The sequence below is a fragment of the Agrobacterium vitis genome, assembly GCF_014926405.1.
Classification (GTDB): Bacteria; Pseudomonadota; Alphaproteobacteria; order Rhizobiales; family Rhizobiaceae; genus Allorhizobium; species Allorhizobium vitis_H.
Genome location: NZ_JACXXJ020000005.1, coordinates 2,838,264 through 2,851,043, shown reverse-complemented (window position 1 = coordinate 2,851,043; position 12,780 = coordinate 2,838,264). Strand labels below are relative to the sequence as shown.

Here is a 12,780-nt window from a genome sequence, read left to right as displayed (position 1 = left end):
ATGATGCTCTCTTTATCCGGCAATCGCCTGTTTTTGCAGGTCCACCAATTCGGCAATGCCTGTCTGGGCAAGGCCGAGAAGGGTCAGGAATTCTTCCTGGCTGAACGGCTTGCCTTCGGCGGTGCCCTGGATCTCGACAATGCCGCCTGTGCCGGTCATGACGAAATTGGCATCGGTTTCGGCGGCAGAGTCCTCCAGGTAATCCAGGTCAATCACCGGCTGGGCGGCGAAAATACCGCAGGAAATCGCCGCGACATGGTCCTTCAGCACCCGGTCCACCTTGATGATGTTGCGCGATTCCATCCATTTCAGGCAATCGTGCAAGGCAATCCATGCGCCGGTAATCGAGGCTGTGCGGGTGCCGCCATCGGCCTGGATCACATCGCAATCGAGCGAGATCTGCCGTTCGCCTAGGGCTTCCAGATCGACCACGGCGCGCAGTGAACGACCAATCAGCCGTTGGATTTCCTGGGTGCGACCGCTCTGCTTGCCGGAGGACGCTTCACGCTTCATTCGCTCGCCGGTGGCGCGCGGCAGCATGCCGTATTCGGCTGTCACCCAGCCCTTGCCTGTGTTGCGCAGCCAGGGCGGAGTGCGATCTTCGAGGCTTGCCGTGCACAGGACATGGGTATCGCCAAACTTGACGAGACAGGAGCCTTCGGCATGTTTGGAAAAATTGCGCTCGAACGATATCTTGCGCATCTGGTCGGTTTTTCTGCCTGAAGGTCGCATTTCCGTCTCCTCGGTCGAGCAGTCACTGGCTGGCACACCAACCTCTGTCCGCTTATTTTCGTTTCAATGCCCGTCTGGGCCGTTCTGGGCAGATCTGGCCCGGAAATCTGTCCGGGGCATTTCCAGTCCTGCTTGGCGTCCTGGCTGCCTTCTACGAGTGGTTTGACGGTTTTGCAAAGGAAAAGCCGGTATGGTCCGCTCAAACCGGGACTTCCTCACCAAAAGCCGTTGTGATTGGTCAATCAGCAGCTATATTAAGGATAGGTGCAGCAGCAAACATGAGCGAAATGGGGAAAAACCCAATTACCGCAGGCGATGTGTCAATGGCACTGGATGAGCGATCCAGGGAGATCTTTCGCCGCATTGTCGAGACCTATCTGGAATCCGGTGAACCGCTTGGCTCGCGCAATCTGTCGCGCATTCTGCCGATGTCGCTGTCGCCCGCCTCGGTGCGCAATGTGATGAGCGACCTGGAAGAGCTCGGCCTGATCTATTCCCCCCATATCAGTGCTGGGCGTTTGCCAACCCAGACGGGATTGCGTTTTTTTGTCGATGCTTTCATGCAGGTCGGTCGCTTGTCGGAGCAAGATCGCGGCTCGATCGAACGGCAGATGCGCTCCTCGGAAGACCAGCCGATGGAAACGCTCTATAACGAGGCCAGCCGTATGCTGTCTGGCCTGTCGCGTGGTGCGGGCCTGGTGGTGGCGGCGAAATCCGATCCGGTGCTGAAACACGTCGAATTCATCCGACTGGAGCCGACCAAGGCACTGGCAGTGCTGGTCGGTGAGTTTAACCAGGTCGAAAACCGGATCATCGAACTCCCGGCGGGCATCACAGCCTCGCAATTGACCGAGGCGGCCAATTTCCTCAATGCGCATCTGTCCGGCCAGACGCTGCATGAAGTGCGCGGCCAGCTGGTCCAGTTGAAGGATCAGGTGGCCAGCGAGCTGGATGTTCTCTCCCAGGATCTCGTGCAGCGTGGGCTGGCGGTCTGGTCCGGCGGCGAGGGCGACAAACCGACCCGGTTGATCGTGCGTGGCCGCGCCAATCTGCTGGAAGGTCTGGCGGGCGTCGAGGATGTTGATCGGCTGCGGCTGCTGTTTGATGATCTGGAGCGTAAGGAAAGTCTGATCGAGATCCTCAATCTGGCCGAAAGCGGGCCGGGTGTCAGAATTTTCATCGGTTCGGAGAACAAGCTGTTTTCGCTTTCCGGGTCGTCGCTGATCGTTGCGCCCTACCGCGACGGCGACGACAGGATTGTCGGGGCCGTCGGCGTGATCGGTCCGACCCGCCTCAACTATTCCCGTATCGTGCCGATGGTGGATTATACCGCCCAGGTGATGGCCAAGATGACCCGCAGCGGCCACTGACCTTAGCAACACCACATGAGATCATCACTCGACCCTTGATTTTTTGCCGCCGAACCCTGATATCGGGGCCGGACGAGAAACAGTATTTCGGAGAACGTCATGACCGACGAAACAGCTAAAAACGGACCTGACGCTGCCGCAGACGCGCAGATTGAACCCCAGGTACAGGAAGAGACCAATTCGACCGCTGAGGATGCCGGGCAGGATAATGACCCGACAGCAGCCCTGCAGGCTGAAAATGCGGAGTTGCGTGATCGCTTCCTGCGTCTGGCGGCTGAAATGGACAATCTGCGCCGCCGCACCGAGCGCGATGTCAAGGATGCCAAGTCCTATGCGGTCACCGCTTTTGCCCGTGACATGCTGGCCGTGTCCGACAATCTGCGCCGCGCCATCGACGCTGTCCCTGATGAAGCCAAGGAGGAGGCGCAAGCCGGCCTGACGGCATTGATCGAAGGTGTCGAGATGACCGAGCGGGCGATGCTGTCGACGCTCGAGCGCCATGGTGTACGCAAGATCGAGCCGGAAGGTCAGAAATTCGATCCGAATTTCCATCAGGCGATGTTCGAAATCCCCAATCCGCAAGTCCCCAACAATACGGTCGTGCAGGTCGTGCAGCCCGGCTATACGATTGGCGATCGGGTCCTGCGTCCGGCTATGGTTGGCGTTGCCAAGGGTGGCCCTAAGGCAGAGGCGGCGCAGGCTTCCGATGCGGAAAGCAAGGCCTGACCCTTTCTTTTACTGGAAAAAGAAAAAGCGCTGCGCAGTGATGCGCGGCGCTTTTTGCGTAATACCATACGTTAAATAGAAAGCGGTCAGGCTGCGTTCGAGGCCTGGTCCTGGTTCAGGAATGTATAGATGGCGGTGGCGCTGTCGCTGGCGCGCAGCTTGGCAACCAGGTCCTGATCGCGAAGCACGCGGGCGATGCGCGACAAGGCTTTCAAATGATCGGCACCGGCCCCTTCGGGTGCCAGAAGCAGGAAGACCAGATCCACGGGCTGTTCGTCCAGCGCTTCGAAATCAATTGGGGTTTCCAGACGGGCGAAGACGCCTTGAATGGTGGAAATACTGGTCAGCTTGCCGTGGGGAATGGCAATGCCATTGCCGACGCCGGTGGAGCCGAGCTTTTCCCGTTGCAGGATGACGTCGAAGATTTCCCGTTCGGGAATACCGATCAGTTTCGAGGCTTTGGCAGCCAGTTCCTGGAGAAGTTGTTTTTTGGAATTGACCCTGAGGACGGGCAATATCGCATCTTGCTGTAGCAAATCTGCCAAGGCCATTTCGAAAAATCCTTATTCCGCCGACACATGAAGGGGAAAGCGGTGGTCGGCCACCGCTTTCCGAGGGCGTGTCAGCCCTTGATTGCGGCGGAATCGATCCAACCAATATTACCGTCATTGCGGCGATAGACAATGTTCAACTCGTCCTTGCCAGGGCTGCGGAACAGAACAATGGGCTCATCCGTCATATCCAGCGCCATGACGGCGGTGGCGACAGACATGGTTTTGACCTTCTTGGTGCTTTCGGCCACGATGGTCGGGGCAAAATCCTCCGGCACATCCTCGTCTTCTTCTGAAACCGGGTCCATGACCGTATAGCTGATTTCGAAGTTGTTGGCTGGGATATGGTGATCCTTCAGCTTGCGCTTGTAGCGCCGCAGGCGCTTTTCGATCCGCTCTGCGGCGGTGTCGAAGGCGACTTGCGGATCGACGGCAGTGCCGGTTGCATGCAGGTTTATACCGGTATCGAGGTGCAGGGCGCAGTCTGCGGAAAACCGCGAGGCTGATTTTGTCACCGTGACCTGACTGGAATACCCTCCGTCAAAGTATTTGCTTACGGCGTCAGTGATCTGGACTTCTATCCGTTGCCGGAAAGATTCGCCGATTTCCATATGTTTGCCGGTTACGCGTACACTCATGGAGTTTCCCTTCTTATCGTGATTTGCAGGGTGAGTTTACGCCAAGCGCGGGGCGCATCCAAGCGTTTCCATAGTCCAAGATAAAAGCTCGGCCATATGCCGGGGCAATTTATCCTATCGGGCCGGGCCAAAGCGGAGCGTCTGTCCGTTCAGGCCTGGAACAACCCGCATGTCAAGGGCGGACTGGGGTGAAAAAATTGCGCAGGATAAGACTAAGTCTCTGATTTTGTACATGTCACTATCCCAAAATCGTTCCCGTGTTTTGGCGGTATCCTCTAATTGGCGCGGGCGCCAATGTCAATGTTTTGTTAAGGATTATTGCAAAGAGCTGACATCAGCCCGGGTTCCGCGCCAGGGCGCGCTTTTCCCGGCGCCTCTGGACGGAGGAGGCGATGTTCATTGCTTCGCGATATTTGGCAACCGTGCGGCGGGCAAGCTCGACACCGCCGTTTTTCAGGCTTTCGACAATATCGTCGTCTGAGAGGATATTCTCGGGGCTTTCTTGAGCAATCAACATGCGGATACGATGACGAACCGCCTCAGCTGAATGGCTGTCACCGCCTTCTGCCGAGCCGATGGAGACGCTGAAGAAATATTTCAGCTCGAACAGCCCACGTGGTGTCAGCATATATTTGTTGGATGTGACGCGGCTGACGGTGGACTCGTGCATTTTGATGGCGTCGGCCACCGTCTTCAGGTTCAGCGGACGCAGATGGTCGACCCCATGGCGCAGGAAGGCGTCCTGCTGGCGAATGATTTCGGTCGCCACCTTCATGATGGTTTTGGCGCGCTGATCGAGGCTGCGGGTCAGCCAATTGGCGGTTTGCAGGCAATCCGTCAAAAAGGCCTGTTCGCCCTCGGCCTTGCTCTGGCCGGTTTTGCCATTGCCACTTTGGCCATTGGCAGTCTTCATGGCGCCTTCCCGCAGGCTGCTGCGGCGGATCTCGGTGAAATAGGCATTGTTGACCAGCACGCGCGGCAGGGTTTCCGCATTCAACTCCACCAGCCAGCCACCTTCGAGCGAGGGCGCCACCAGAATATCGGGCACGACTGTTTCCAGTGCATCGGTTTCGAAACCAGCGCCGGGCTTGGGATTAAGCTTGCGGATTTCGGCCAGCATATCGAGCAGGTCTTCCTCATCCACGCCGCATAACCGCTTCAGGCTCGCAAAGTCACGCTTGGCCAGATAATCCAGATTGCCGATCAGTGCGGCCATGGCCGGGTCCAGCCGGTCGCGCTGGCGCAGTTGAATGGCCAGGCATTCGCCAAGATTGCGCGCAAACAGGCCGGCGGGCTCCATGGTCTGAAGGGCTGCCAGAATCCGTTCCATATCGTCTCGGGACGCCCCCATCTGCTTGGCGACCTCATCCAGGTCGGCGCGCAGATATCCGGCCTCGTCCAGCTGGTCGATCAGGGCCAGCGCAATCATCCGATCTGATGCGGACGAGAGCACAAAAGGCAATTGCTGGCCGAGATGGTCGCGCAACGAAACCTTGCCAGCCACGAAATCGTCCAGGTCATAGCCCTCGCCATCTCCCTGGGCGCCGGGCATCGATTTCCACTGGCCAAGCATTTCGGGTGCATCGGTCTTCGGGTTGGCGCCATCATCGGAAAAGGCTGTGCCGAAATTGGCGTCCAGCCGCTCGTTCAGATCGCCATCGCCACCATGTTCATACCAGTCACTCTGCAATGTATCGGAGGGGGCTGGTGCTGGCGGGGCTTCGCTATCCGTGCCTGGTTCGCTGCTGCCTGTTCCTTCGTCATTTGGCGCAAATTCAAGCAGTGGATTCTTCTCGACCTCTTGCGCAATGAATTGCACAAGCTCGAAATGGGTCATTTGGAGCAGCTGAATCGATTGCATCAGCTGCGGCGTCATCACCAGCGACTGGTTTTGGCGAAGGAAAAGATTGGCTGATAGGGCCATGGCGGACGAAAAACTCCCCTACTATTCCCTCTCGGACCCCTTTTGTTCCTGTTTTGGATTTTCCGAAGTTCCAAGTGGCCCAAAAATTGCTTTTTTATAAGGTTTGGTCAAGCCGCAGAGCGGCTTCCGACGCAAATAACCTGAAAACGCGAGGCTCTTTGCGGCACGGATGCCGTTTTCAATACGGCATCCCATCGAATTGCGCGTATTAGAGGCTGAATTTCTCGCCAAGATAGAGACGTCGTACATCGGGATTGTTGACGATGTCGTCGGCCCGCCCGTGCGTCAGCACTTCACCGGCGTGGATGATATAGGCACGGTCGATCAGGCCCAGCGTTTCTCGAACGTTATGATCGGTGATCAGCACACCGATGCCGCGTGCCGTCAGATGCCGCACGAGGTTCTGGATATCAGACACGGAAATCGGGTCGACGCCGGCGAAAGGCTCATCCAGAAGCATGAAGGTCGGATCGGTTGCCAGCGCCCGGGCGATTTCCAGGCGCCGCCGTTCGCCGCCCGACAAGGAGACGGCTGCCGCCTTGCGCAGTTTCTCGATATTGAATTCGGCGAGAAGTTCGTTCAATTTTTGCTCGCGCTTGGTCTTGTCGCTTTCATGCAGTTCCAGCACGGCGCGGATATTGTCCTCGACCGACAGGCCGCGGAAAATCGAGGCTTCCTGCGGCAGATAGCCGACGCCCAGCCGGGAGCGGCGGTACATTGGCATTGAGGTCACGTCATTGCCGTTGATGGCGATCGTGCCCATGTCGACCGGCACGAGGCCGGTAATCATGTAGAAACAGGTGGTCTTGCCAGCGCCATTCGGTCCGAGAAGGCCGACAGCCTCACCCCTGCGCACGACGAGCGAAGCCCCATTGACCACGCGGCGGGTATTATAGGTTTTCGTCAGCCCATGGGCGATCAGCGTACCTTCGTACCTGTTCTTCTCGCGTGCTGCGTCTGATGGCGCGGCGGCATTCGCGTCCTGTTGCTTGGATGTCAAACCGGGAACTTTCACGTCTGCGTTCGCAATCAGGGTTTCTGCTTGGACTTGGGATCCAGCTGGATTTGCACGCGCTTGCCACAACTGTCGAGCTTGGCTTCGCCCGTCGTCATATGGACGGTGAGCTTGCAGCCGACGAACACATTGCCGCCTTCCGACAGCACGACCTTGTCGCCATCCAGCGTAAAGATCTGGGTGTTCATGTCGAAATGGCCCTTGTCGGCCGTGGCCTGCTGGGTTTCGGTATTGAGAATGACGTTATCGGCCACATCGATCGTGTCGATCTTGGCGTCGCCGCTGGTCACAGCCGCGCCCTGGCCCTTGTATTTCACCACCATCGTGCCGGAACGCATCGTGGTGGTGCCCTGAACCACCTTCACATTGCCGTTGAAGTTGGCTTTGTTCTCTTGCTGATGCACTTCCAATGCATCGCTTTCGATCTGGATCGGCTTGTCGCCGGACAGTTTCAGACTGTTCATGTTGCTGGTAGCGGACTGGGCAAACGCGCCGGTTGCGGCTGCGGTCGCGACAAGGCCTGCGGTCAGCGTGGCGCAAGCAACGCGGAAGGAAAGGCGACGGTGGCTGTGCGTCATGATCTGTTCTCAGTTGCCCGGTTTCTGCAGGGCGGTCGGTGCGATATTCAATCGGACCGCGCCCGTCAGCGTGATTGTCTGTCCCTTATCGGTCATATCCATCGACTGTGCAACGATTGATGACTCTTTCGTCTTGATGGAGACCGGTTGATTTGTCTTAAGCTTTCCCGCTTTCACGTCAAGATCGGCGGATTGAAACTCTGCGTCCACACCGCTGGAGAGATGGATCGTGAAGGGCCTGTCCAGCACCATCTTGTCGGAAGAGCGGTCATAGGTGCCCCTTTGTGCCTTGATATCGGCGGAGGTGTCATCATTGACCGGCATGGTCGCTGTAATCGTTTCCAGCGTGATGAGGTTGGGGTTCTTGATATCTTGCAGCGCCCGCACGGCATTCATCGAATAGGGCGCGCCGTTTGAATTGCGTCCGGATATGGCTGGCTTGGCCATGACGACCTTGCCATCCTCGATCTTGGCGCCCTCGATCTTGATGTTGTCGGGCAGGTAAGCCCTGACGACGGAGACAGCAACAAAGCCAAGCGAGAGCACGACCGCTAAAGCCGGCAAGGCGATGCGCAGCCGCCTGACTCGATGCGAGTGACCGACCGCCTTGCGATAGGAGGTATCGGGGGCAGGTGGGCGCGGCTCTAGGGCACCTTTATCTAAACGCTTGAGCATGCTCGATAATCCGTAGAGCCGATCGGTTATTTTGTCACCCGTCTTCCGGGTGAACCGCTTCCAGCTACCATTCAAGACAGTTACTGGCTGGAAATATGGATTTTTTCAAGTCTGTTACAAGCTTTCCGCCTGCGGCTTTTTGTGGGGGAGCGGTGCTATCCCTCGTCTTTTGTCAATGCTCGACCCGCAGCAGACTGCGTGCCACTATCTGTCTCGTGCATGCTGGATGCTATGATGACAGGTTATTTTTCGGTTGTATTTGTCGATTTTACAATCCGAATTGACTCGCATTGGACCGTGGATATGAAATCGTCAGCGACATGTGGGCTTAAGCGATTGATTAATCCAATTTTTTATGGTGTTTTACACCCGAACAAGCTGGCGGCCGTTGCTCTGCCGCTTTTAAGGCGGGCTGGGCCCCGCGAACTGATTTTCAGTGAACTGTCTAGACCGAACAGGGGGTTAACGTGATCAAATCCGAGCTGGTGCAAATCGTTGCGGCCCGCAATCCGCATCTTTATCACCGCGACGTGGAAAACATCGTCAACGCCGTTCTGGATGAAATCACCGATGCGCTCGCGTCCGGCAATCGTGTCGAATTGCGGGGCTTCGGCGCTTTTTCGGTGAAAAACCGCCCGTCGCGGACCGGACGCAATCCCCGCACGGGGGATACGGTTTTCGTCGAGGAAAAATGGGTGCCGTTTTTCAAGACCGGCAAGGAATTGCGCGAGCGCCTCAATCCCGGCATGGACGACGAGGATGACGGCGACGCCGACTGATCGGATCTTCAGCCGTTCGGCGTTGCATTCCGGCGTGTCGTGACCCTGCAAATGATATCGGGCGAATTATCCGGGCCGGCCTTGCATGAGCCCGGCCCCTTTCCATATGATGACGCAATTCGTGGTGAAGAGGCCGTTGGACTGTGAGTTGCAGGGTTGTCGGTTTTTCGTCGTGATGACAGTAATCGGCAACGATAAAACCCGGCGGCGGCAAGATCCGGCAGGAGATGCGTGATGGTGGTCAAAAAGATTTTCAATATCGTCATTCTGGTGCCGCTGGCGGTGGTGCTGATCGTGCTGTGCGTTGCCAATCGGCAATGGGTGACGCTGGCGCTTAATCCATTCCGCCCTGATGATCAGATGCTGTCGGCAGGCGCGCCCTTCTTCGTCTTCCTGCTGATCACTTTTTTGCTTGGCGCCTTGGCAGGCAGTTTTGCCACTTGGCTGACCCAGGGCAAGCACCGCAAGCGCGCCCGGCATGAGGCACGTGCTGCGGTAAAATGGCGTGGCGAGGCCGATCAGCAGAAGAAGCGAGCCGAGCAGATCGCGGCATCCGGTCACGTGAGCCAGTTGCCATCGCCTTGACGGTTGCCGGAACTTAAGCTGCTCGCTACCCTTTTCTCCGCGGCGTTTGAATGATAAAGGCCCGCTGCCTTGGCCACGCAGGATTTATGTTTTCGATTTCGAGCATAATTTGCGCGGGCAACCTACCGCATAATTCCTTGGATCGGACCCGATGTGAGGAATTATGACTATAGCCAATACCATGCCTGAACCGGAGACGGCCAGGAGACCATGACGTCGTTATGAAGCGTTACCATAGAACCGCGCGAGCAATTCCAGGCTCGTCGTGGGTTCAGGGCGCTGTCATCGGAAAGCCGAGCCGATTGTGAAAGACAAATCCCGCCGACCACCCAGCAAGAGCGCTCCCGGCACGGCGTCCGCCGGCAAGGGGCGTTCTTCCTCTCGCCCCGCCGCATCTCTCCCAGCCAAGTCTCAGCCCGATCGCAATGGGGGAAGCCCTTATCGTGGTACCGGGCAAAAGCCGGTGCGCAGCCAGGCAGGCGCAGATGCTAGGGAAACGGCAAGGGTTTCCGCACCATCGCCCCGCATGGAAAAAGATCCTGTGCAGGATTCGGCAACACCCGCCAATGCGCCATTGGCGCTTCGCCCAGGCCCGCTGCCCCGCGAGAAGCTGCCGCTCATTCTGGAATCGATGGGGGCTGGCGATTTTCACCTGATCGACAGTGGTCATGGTCTGAAACTCGAACAATACGGCCCCTATCGGATCGTGCGCCCCGAAGCACAGGCTCTCTGGCCGCCGGGCCTTGCTCCGCATGTCTGGGAAAAAGCCGATGCGGTGTTTTCCGGCGATACCGACGAGGATGGCATGGGCCGCTGGCGCTTTCCCCGCGAGGCGCTGGGCGAAACCTGGCCGCTTTCGCTGTTGGGCGTCGATTTTCTCGGGCGCTTCACGTCCTTTCGCCATGTTGGCGTCTTTCCCGAACAGATCGCCCATTGGACCTGGATGAAAGACCGGGTTGAGAAAGCAAAGATCGCGAACGCAGAGCGGCCATTGAGAGTGCTCAATCTTTTCGGCTATACCGGCGTCGCCTCACTGGTTGCGGCGGCGGCGGGTGCCGAAGTCACCCATGTGGATGCATCGAAGAAGGCAATCGGTTGGGCGCGGGAAAACCAGGCGCTCAGCCGTCTCGACCGGGCTCCGATCCGCTGGATCTGCGATGACGCAATGAAATTTATCCAGCGGGAAGAGCGGCGCGGCAGCCAGTATGACATCATCCTCACCGACCCGCCAAAATTTGGCCGAGGTCCGAATGGCGAGGTCTGGCATCTGTTCGAGCATTTGCCGCTGATGCTGTCGCTGTGCCGGGAAATCCTGTCGCCCAAGGCCGAAGGCCTGGTGCTGACGGCCTATTCAATCCGCGCCAGCTTCTACGCTATCCATGAATTGATGCGCGAGACCATGCGCGGCAAGGGCGGTCTGGTCGAGTCTGGTGAACTGGTCCTGCGCGAAGCAGGTCTGGATGGCAAGACACCTGGGCGGGCCTTGTCCACGTCGCTGTTCAGCAGATGGGTTCCAAAATGAGTAACGGGTTCAAGGATGGCGCTTCCGGTTTTGCGGCTAGCTCCGCGGAAAGAGGCGTGCAGGGCAAGGTTGGGCAGGTGAAGGAAGTCACCAGCCTCGCCAATCCGATCGTCAAGGATATCAAGGCGCTTTCCCAGAAAAAGACCCGCGACGAGACGCGGACGTTTCTGGCCGAAGGCCTGAAGCTGGTGATCGATGCGGTGGAGCTCGGCTGGAGCCTGCGCTACCTGATCTATTCCAAGGCTGCCAAGGGCAAGCCGCAGGTGGAACGGATCGCGGCGCGCACCGTTGCCCATGGCGGCATGGTGCTGGAGGTCAGCGAAAAGGTCATGGCCTCCATTACCCGCAAAGACAATCCGCAAATGGTGGCGGGTGTGTTCGATCAGCGCTGGAAGGCGCTGAAGGATGTCAGCCTGACGGAGCGGGAAACCTGGGTGGCGCTCGACCGGGTGCGCGATCCCGGCAATCTCGGCACGATTATCCGCACTGCCGATGCAGCGGGTGCCTCTGGTGTCATGCTGATTGGTGACAGCACCGATCCTTTCGCCATGGAGACGGTGCGTGCTACGATGGGGTCGATTTTCGCGCTGCCGCTGGTCAAGACCACCGTTGCTGATTTTCTCGGCTGGAAGACCAAGGCTGGCGTCAGCGTCGTCGCCACCCATCTGGCTGGCGCGGTGGATTACCGTACCGTGGATTACAAGCGCCGCCCGGTCGTGGTGCTGATGGGCAATGAGCAATCCGGCCTGCCGGAGGAATTGGCCAGCCGGGCTGACATGCTGGCGCGCATCCCTCAGGCCGGATTGGCCGATTCCCTTAATCTGGCTGTGGCAACTGGCGTCATGCTGTTTGAAGCCCGGCGCCATCTTCTCACCCTCGACGAGGCCAAATGACCCGTTCCGCTGCCTTGTTTTGTCGCCCGGTTCCGGCCATCCTGTTCATCCTGTCGCTGCTGATTTTGGACCAGGCGATCAAATATGCGGTTGAGGTCAGCTTGCCCATGCATGAACTCGTGCCTGTTGTGCCGATGCTTGGCCTGTTTCGCACCCACAATCTCGGCGTGGCCTTTTCCATGCTTTCGCATCTCGATGCCTGGGTCATCGTCGTCATGCGGCTTGCCATCGTCGCTTTTGTCGCCTGGCTCTGGCGCCAGACCAGCCGCGATCACCAGTTTGCGCATCTGGGCTATTGCCTGATCATTGCCGGCGCTTTCGGTAATATCATCGACCGCTTCACCTATGGCTATGTGGTGGACTATATCTTGTTTCATACCGAGACATGGTCGTTTGCGGTCTTCAACCTGGCCGATAGCTTGATTACAATAGGGGCGGGCTTCATCCTGCTGGAAGAACTGCTGGTTCTGCGCCGCTCAAAAGGGTAGAGGCGAAATTTCCCGCTCGGCCACGTCGAACTAGTGATGGAAATTTTCCCCAAAAGGTGTAGCATGGCATGGAACAGAATTGCTTCATGCCGTGAGCCGCTCGCCCCAAGCGGTTTTTTCACGCAGCATTGAGGGTCGGTTTACCGAGATTGAACGTGGTGTGCCGGTCGTAACAAAACATTGACGGGGCTTTGCTACTGCATAATTCATCAAATCGGCCTTGGTTTAATGAGAGAGTTATGCAGCGGATTTGAAGCACCATAGCGTACCTGACGTTTCTTGCAGGGACCTGGTGGTGTGGCCA

Annotated in this window: 14 protein-coding genes; 7 read left to right on the top strand and 7 right to left on the bottom strand. The window is 57.8% G+C overall.

The genetic code is table 11. The features are described from left to right. Positions 1–12: 12 nt before the first annotated feature. Entirely contained in the window at positions 13–732 is a 720-nt protein-coding gene (rph, locus tag IEI95_RS24550) for a ribonuclease PH (protein ID WP_060719646.1), read from the bottom strand. A gap of 287 nt (positions 733–1,019) precedes the next feature. Between rph and hrcA the strand changes: the two genes are divergently transcribed. Next, the gene (hrcA, locus tag IEI95_RS24545; RefSeq protein WP_012654806.1) at positions 1,020–2,102 is read left to right on the top strand and encodes a heat-inducible transcriptional repressor HrcA; all 1,083 of its coding nucleotides are present in this window, start codon (positions 1,020–1,022) and stop codon (positions 2,100–2,102) included. A 99-nt stretch (positions 2,103–2,201) separates the two neighbouring features. Next, complete coding sequence (grpE, locus tag IEI95_RS24540) at positions 2,202–2,828, top strand: nucleotide exchange factor GrpE (RefSeq protein WP_070163763.1); 627 nt, start codon at positions 2,202–2,204, stop codon at positions 2,826–2,828. An 86-nt stretch (positions 2,829–2,914) separates the two neighbouring features. Here grpE and ptsN read toward each other — a convergent pair whose 3' ends face one another. From ptsN to lptC, 6 genes are all read right to left on the bottom strand, one after another. After that, positions 2,915–3,379, bottom strand: a complete 465-nt coding sequence (ptsN, locus tag IEI95_RS24535) for a PTS IIA-like nitrogen regulatory protein PtsN (RefSeq protein ID WP_012654808.1) — start codon at positions 3,377–3,379, stop codon at positions 2,915–2,917. Between the two features lie 71 nt (positions 3,380–3,450). Then, positions 3,451–4,017: a ribosome hibernation-promoting factor, HPF/YfiA family gene (gene hpf / locus IEI95_RS24530; RefSeq protein WP_070151431.1), complete on the bottom strand. Its 567-nt coding sequence runs from the start codon at positions 4,015–4,017 to the stop codon at positions 3,451–3,453. A gap of 334 nt (positions 4,018–4,351) precedes the next feature. Continuing rightward, positions 4,352–5,941: an RNA polymerase factor sigma-54 gene (gene rpoN / locus IEI95_RS24525; protein ID WP_156531320.1), complete on the bottom strand. Its 1,590-nt coding sequence runs from the start codon at positions 5,939–5,941 to the stop codon at positions 4,352–4,354. 208 nt (positions 5,942–6,149) lie between these two features. Continuing rightward, positions 6,150–6,941, bottom strand: a complete 792-nt coding sequence (gene lptB, locus IEI95_RS24520) for an LPS export ABC transporter ATP-binding protein (RefSeq protein ID WP_087727208.1) — start codon at positions 6,939–6,941, stop codon at positions 6,150–6,152. A 29-nt stretch (positions 6,942–6,970) separates the two neighbouring features. Further along, a complete protein-coding gene (locus IEI95_RS24515) occupies positions 6,971–7,534 on the bottom strand; it encodes an LptA/OstA family protein (RefSeq protein WP_012654812.1) in 564 nt (187 codons plus the stop codon). Positions 7,535–7,543: 9 nt separating this feature from the next. Then, entirely contained in the window at positions 7,544–8,209 is a 666-nt protein-coding gene (gene lptC, locus IEI95_RS24510; RefSeq protein ID WP_156531321.1) for an LPS export ABC transporter periplasmic protein LptC, read from the bottom strand. A gap of 467 nt (positions 8,210–8,676) precedes the next feature. On the opposite strand from lptC, the gene IEI95_RS24505 reads away from it, so the two are divergent. The 5 genes from IEI95_RS24505 to lspA all read left to right on the top strand — a co-directional run bounded on the left by IEI95_RS24505 (position 8,677) and on the right by lspA (position 12,476). Then, the gene (locus IEI95_RS24505; RefSeq protein ID WP_012654814.1) at positions 8,677–8,988 is read left to right on the top strand and encodes an integration host factor subunit beta; all 312 of its coding nucleotides are present in this window, start codon (positions 8,677–8,679) and stop codon (positions 8,986–8,988) included. Positions 8,989–9,225: 237 nt separating this feature from the next. Then, positions 9,226–9,573: a LapA family protein gene (locus IEI95_RS24500; RefSeq protein WP_041697404.1), complete on the top strand. Its 348-nt coding sequence runs from the start codon at positions 9,226–9,228 to the stop codon at positions 9,571–9,573. A gap of 463 nt (positions 9,574–10,036) precedes the next feature. Further along, positions 10,037–11,095: a class I SAM-dependent methyltransferase gene (locus tag IEI95_RS24495; RefSeq protein WP_409050037.1), complete on the top strand. Its 1,059-nt coding sequence runs from the start codon at positions 10,037–10,039 to the stop codon at positions 11,093–11,095. Next, positions 11,092–11,988: a TrmH family RNA methyltransferase gene (locus tag IEI95_RS24490; RefSeq protein ID WP_156531322.1), complete on the top strand. Its 897-nt coding sequence runs from the start codon at positions 11,092–11,094 to the stop codon at positions 11,986–11,988. The genes IEI95_RS24495 and IEI95_RS24490 overlap by 4 nt, the downstream gene beginning before the upstream one ends. Beyond that, positions 11,985–12,476, top strand: a complete 492-nt coding sequence (gene lspA / locus IEI95_RS24485) for a signal peptidase II (protein WP_012654818.1) — start codon at positions 11,985–11,987, stop codon at positions 12,474–12,476. Before IEI95_RS24490 ends, lspA begins: the two co-directional genes overlap by 4 nt. Positions 12,477–12,780 lie beyond the last annotated feature (304 nt).

Bases quoted from the DNA above. Each gene is read 5' to 3' on its own strand.
- lptC (WP_156531321.1), bottom strand. From the start codon at position 8,209: ATGCTCAAGCGTTTAGATAAAGGTGCCCTAGAGCCGCGCCCACCTGCC.
- ptsN (WP_012654808.1), bottom strand. From the start codon at position 3,379: ATGGCCTTGGCAGATTTGCTACAGCAAGATGCGATATTGCCCGTCCTC.
- grpE (WP_070163763.1), top strand. From the start codon at position 2,202: ATGACCGACGAAACAGCTAAAAACGGACCTGACGCTGCCGCAGACGCG.
- rph (WP_060719646.1), bottom strand. From the start codon at position 732: ATGCGACCTTCAGGCAGAAAAACCGACCAGATGCGCAAGATATCGTTC.
- lspA (WP_012654818.1), top strand. From the start codon at position 11,985: ATGACCCGTTCCGCTGCCTTGTTTTGTCGCCCGGTTCCGGCCATCCTG.
- IEI95_RS24515 (WP_012654812.1), bottom strand. From the start codon at position 7,534: ATGACGCACAGCCACCGTCGCCTTTCCTTCCGCGTTGCTTGCGCCACG.
- hrcA (WP_012654806.1), top strand. From the start codon at position 1,020: ATGGGGAAAAACCCAATTACCGCAGGCGATGTGTCAATGGCACTGGAT.
- IEI95_RS24490 (WP_156531322.1), top strand. From the start codon at position 11,092: ATGAGTAACGGGTTCAAGGATGGCGCTTCCGGTTTTGCGGCTAGCTCC.
- hpf (WP_070151431.1), bottom strand. From the start codon at position 4,017: ATGAGTGTACGCGTAACCGGCAAACATATGGAAATCGGCGAATCTTTC.
- rpoN (WP_156531320.1), bottom strand. From the start codon at position 5,941: ATGGCCCTATCAGCCAATCTTTTCCTTCGCCAAAACCAGTCGCTGGTG.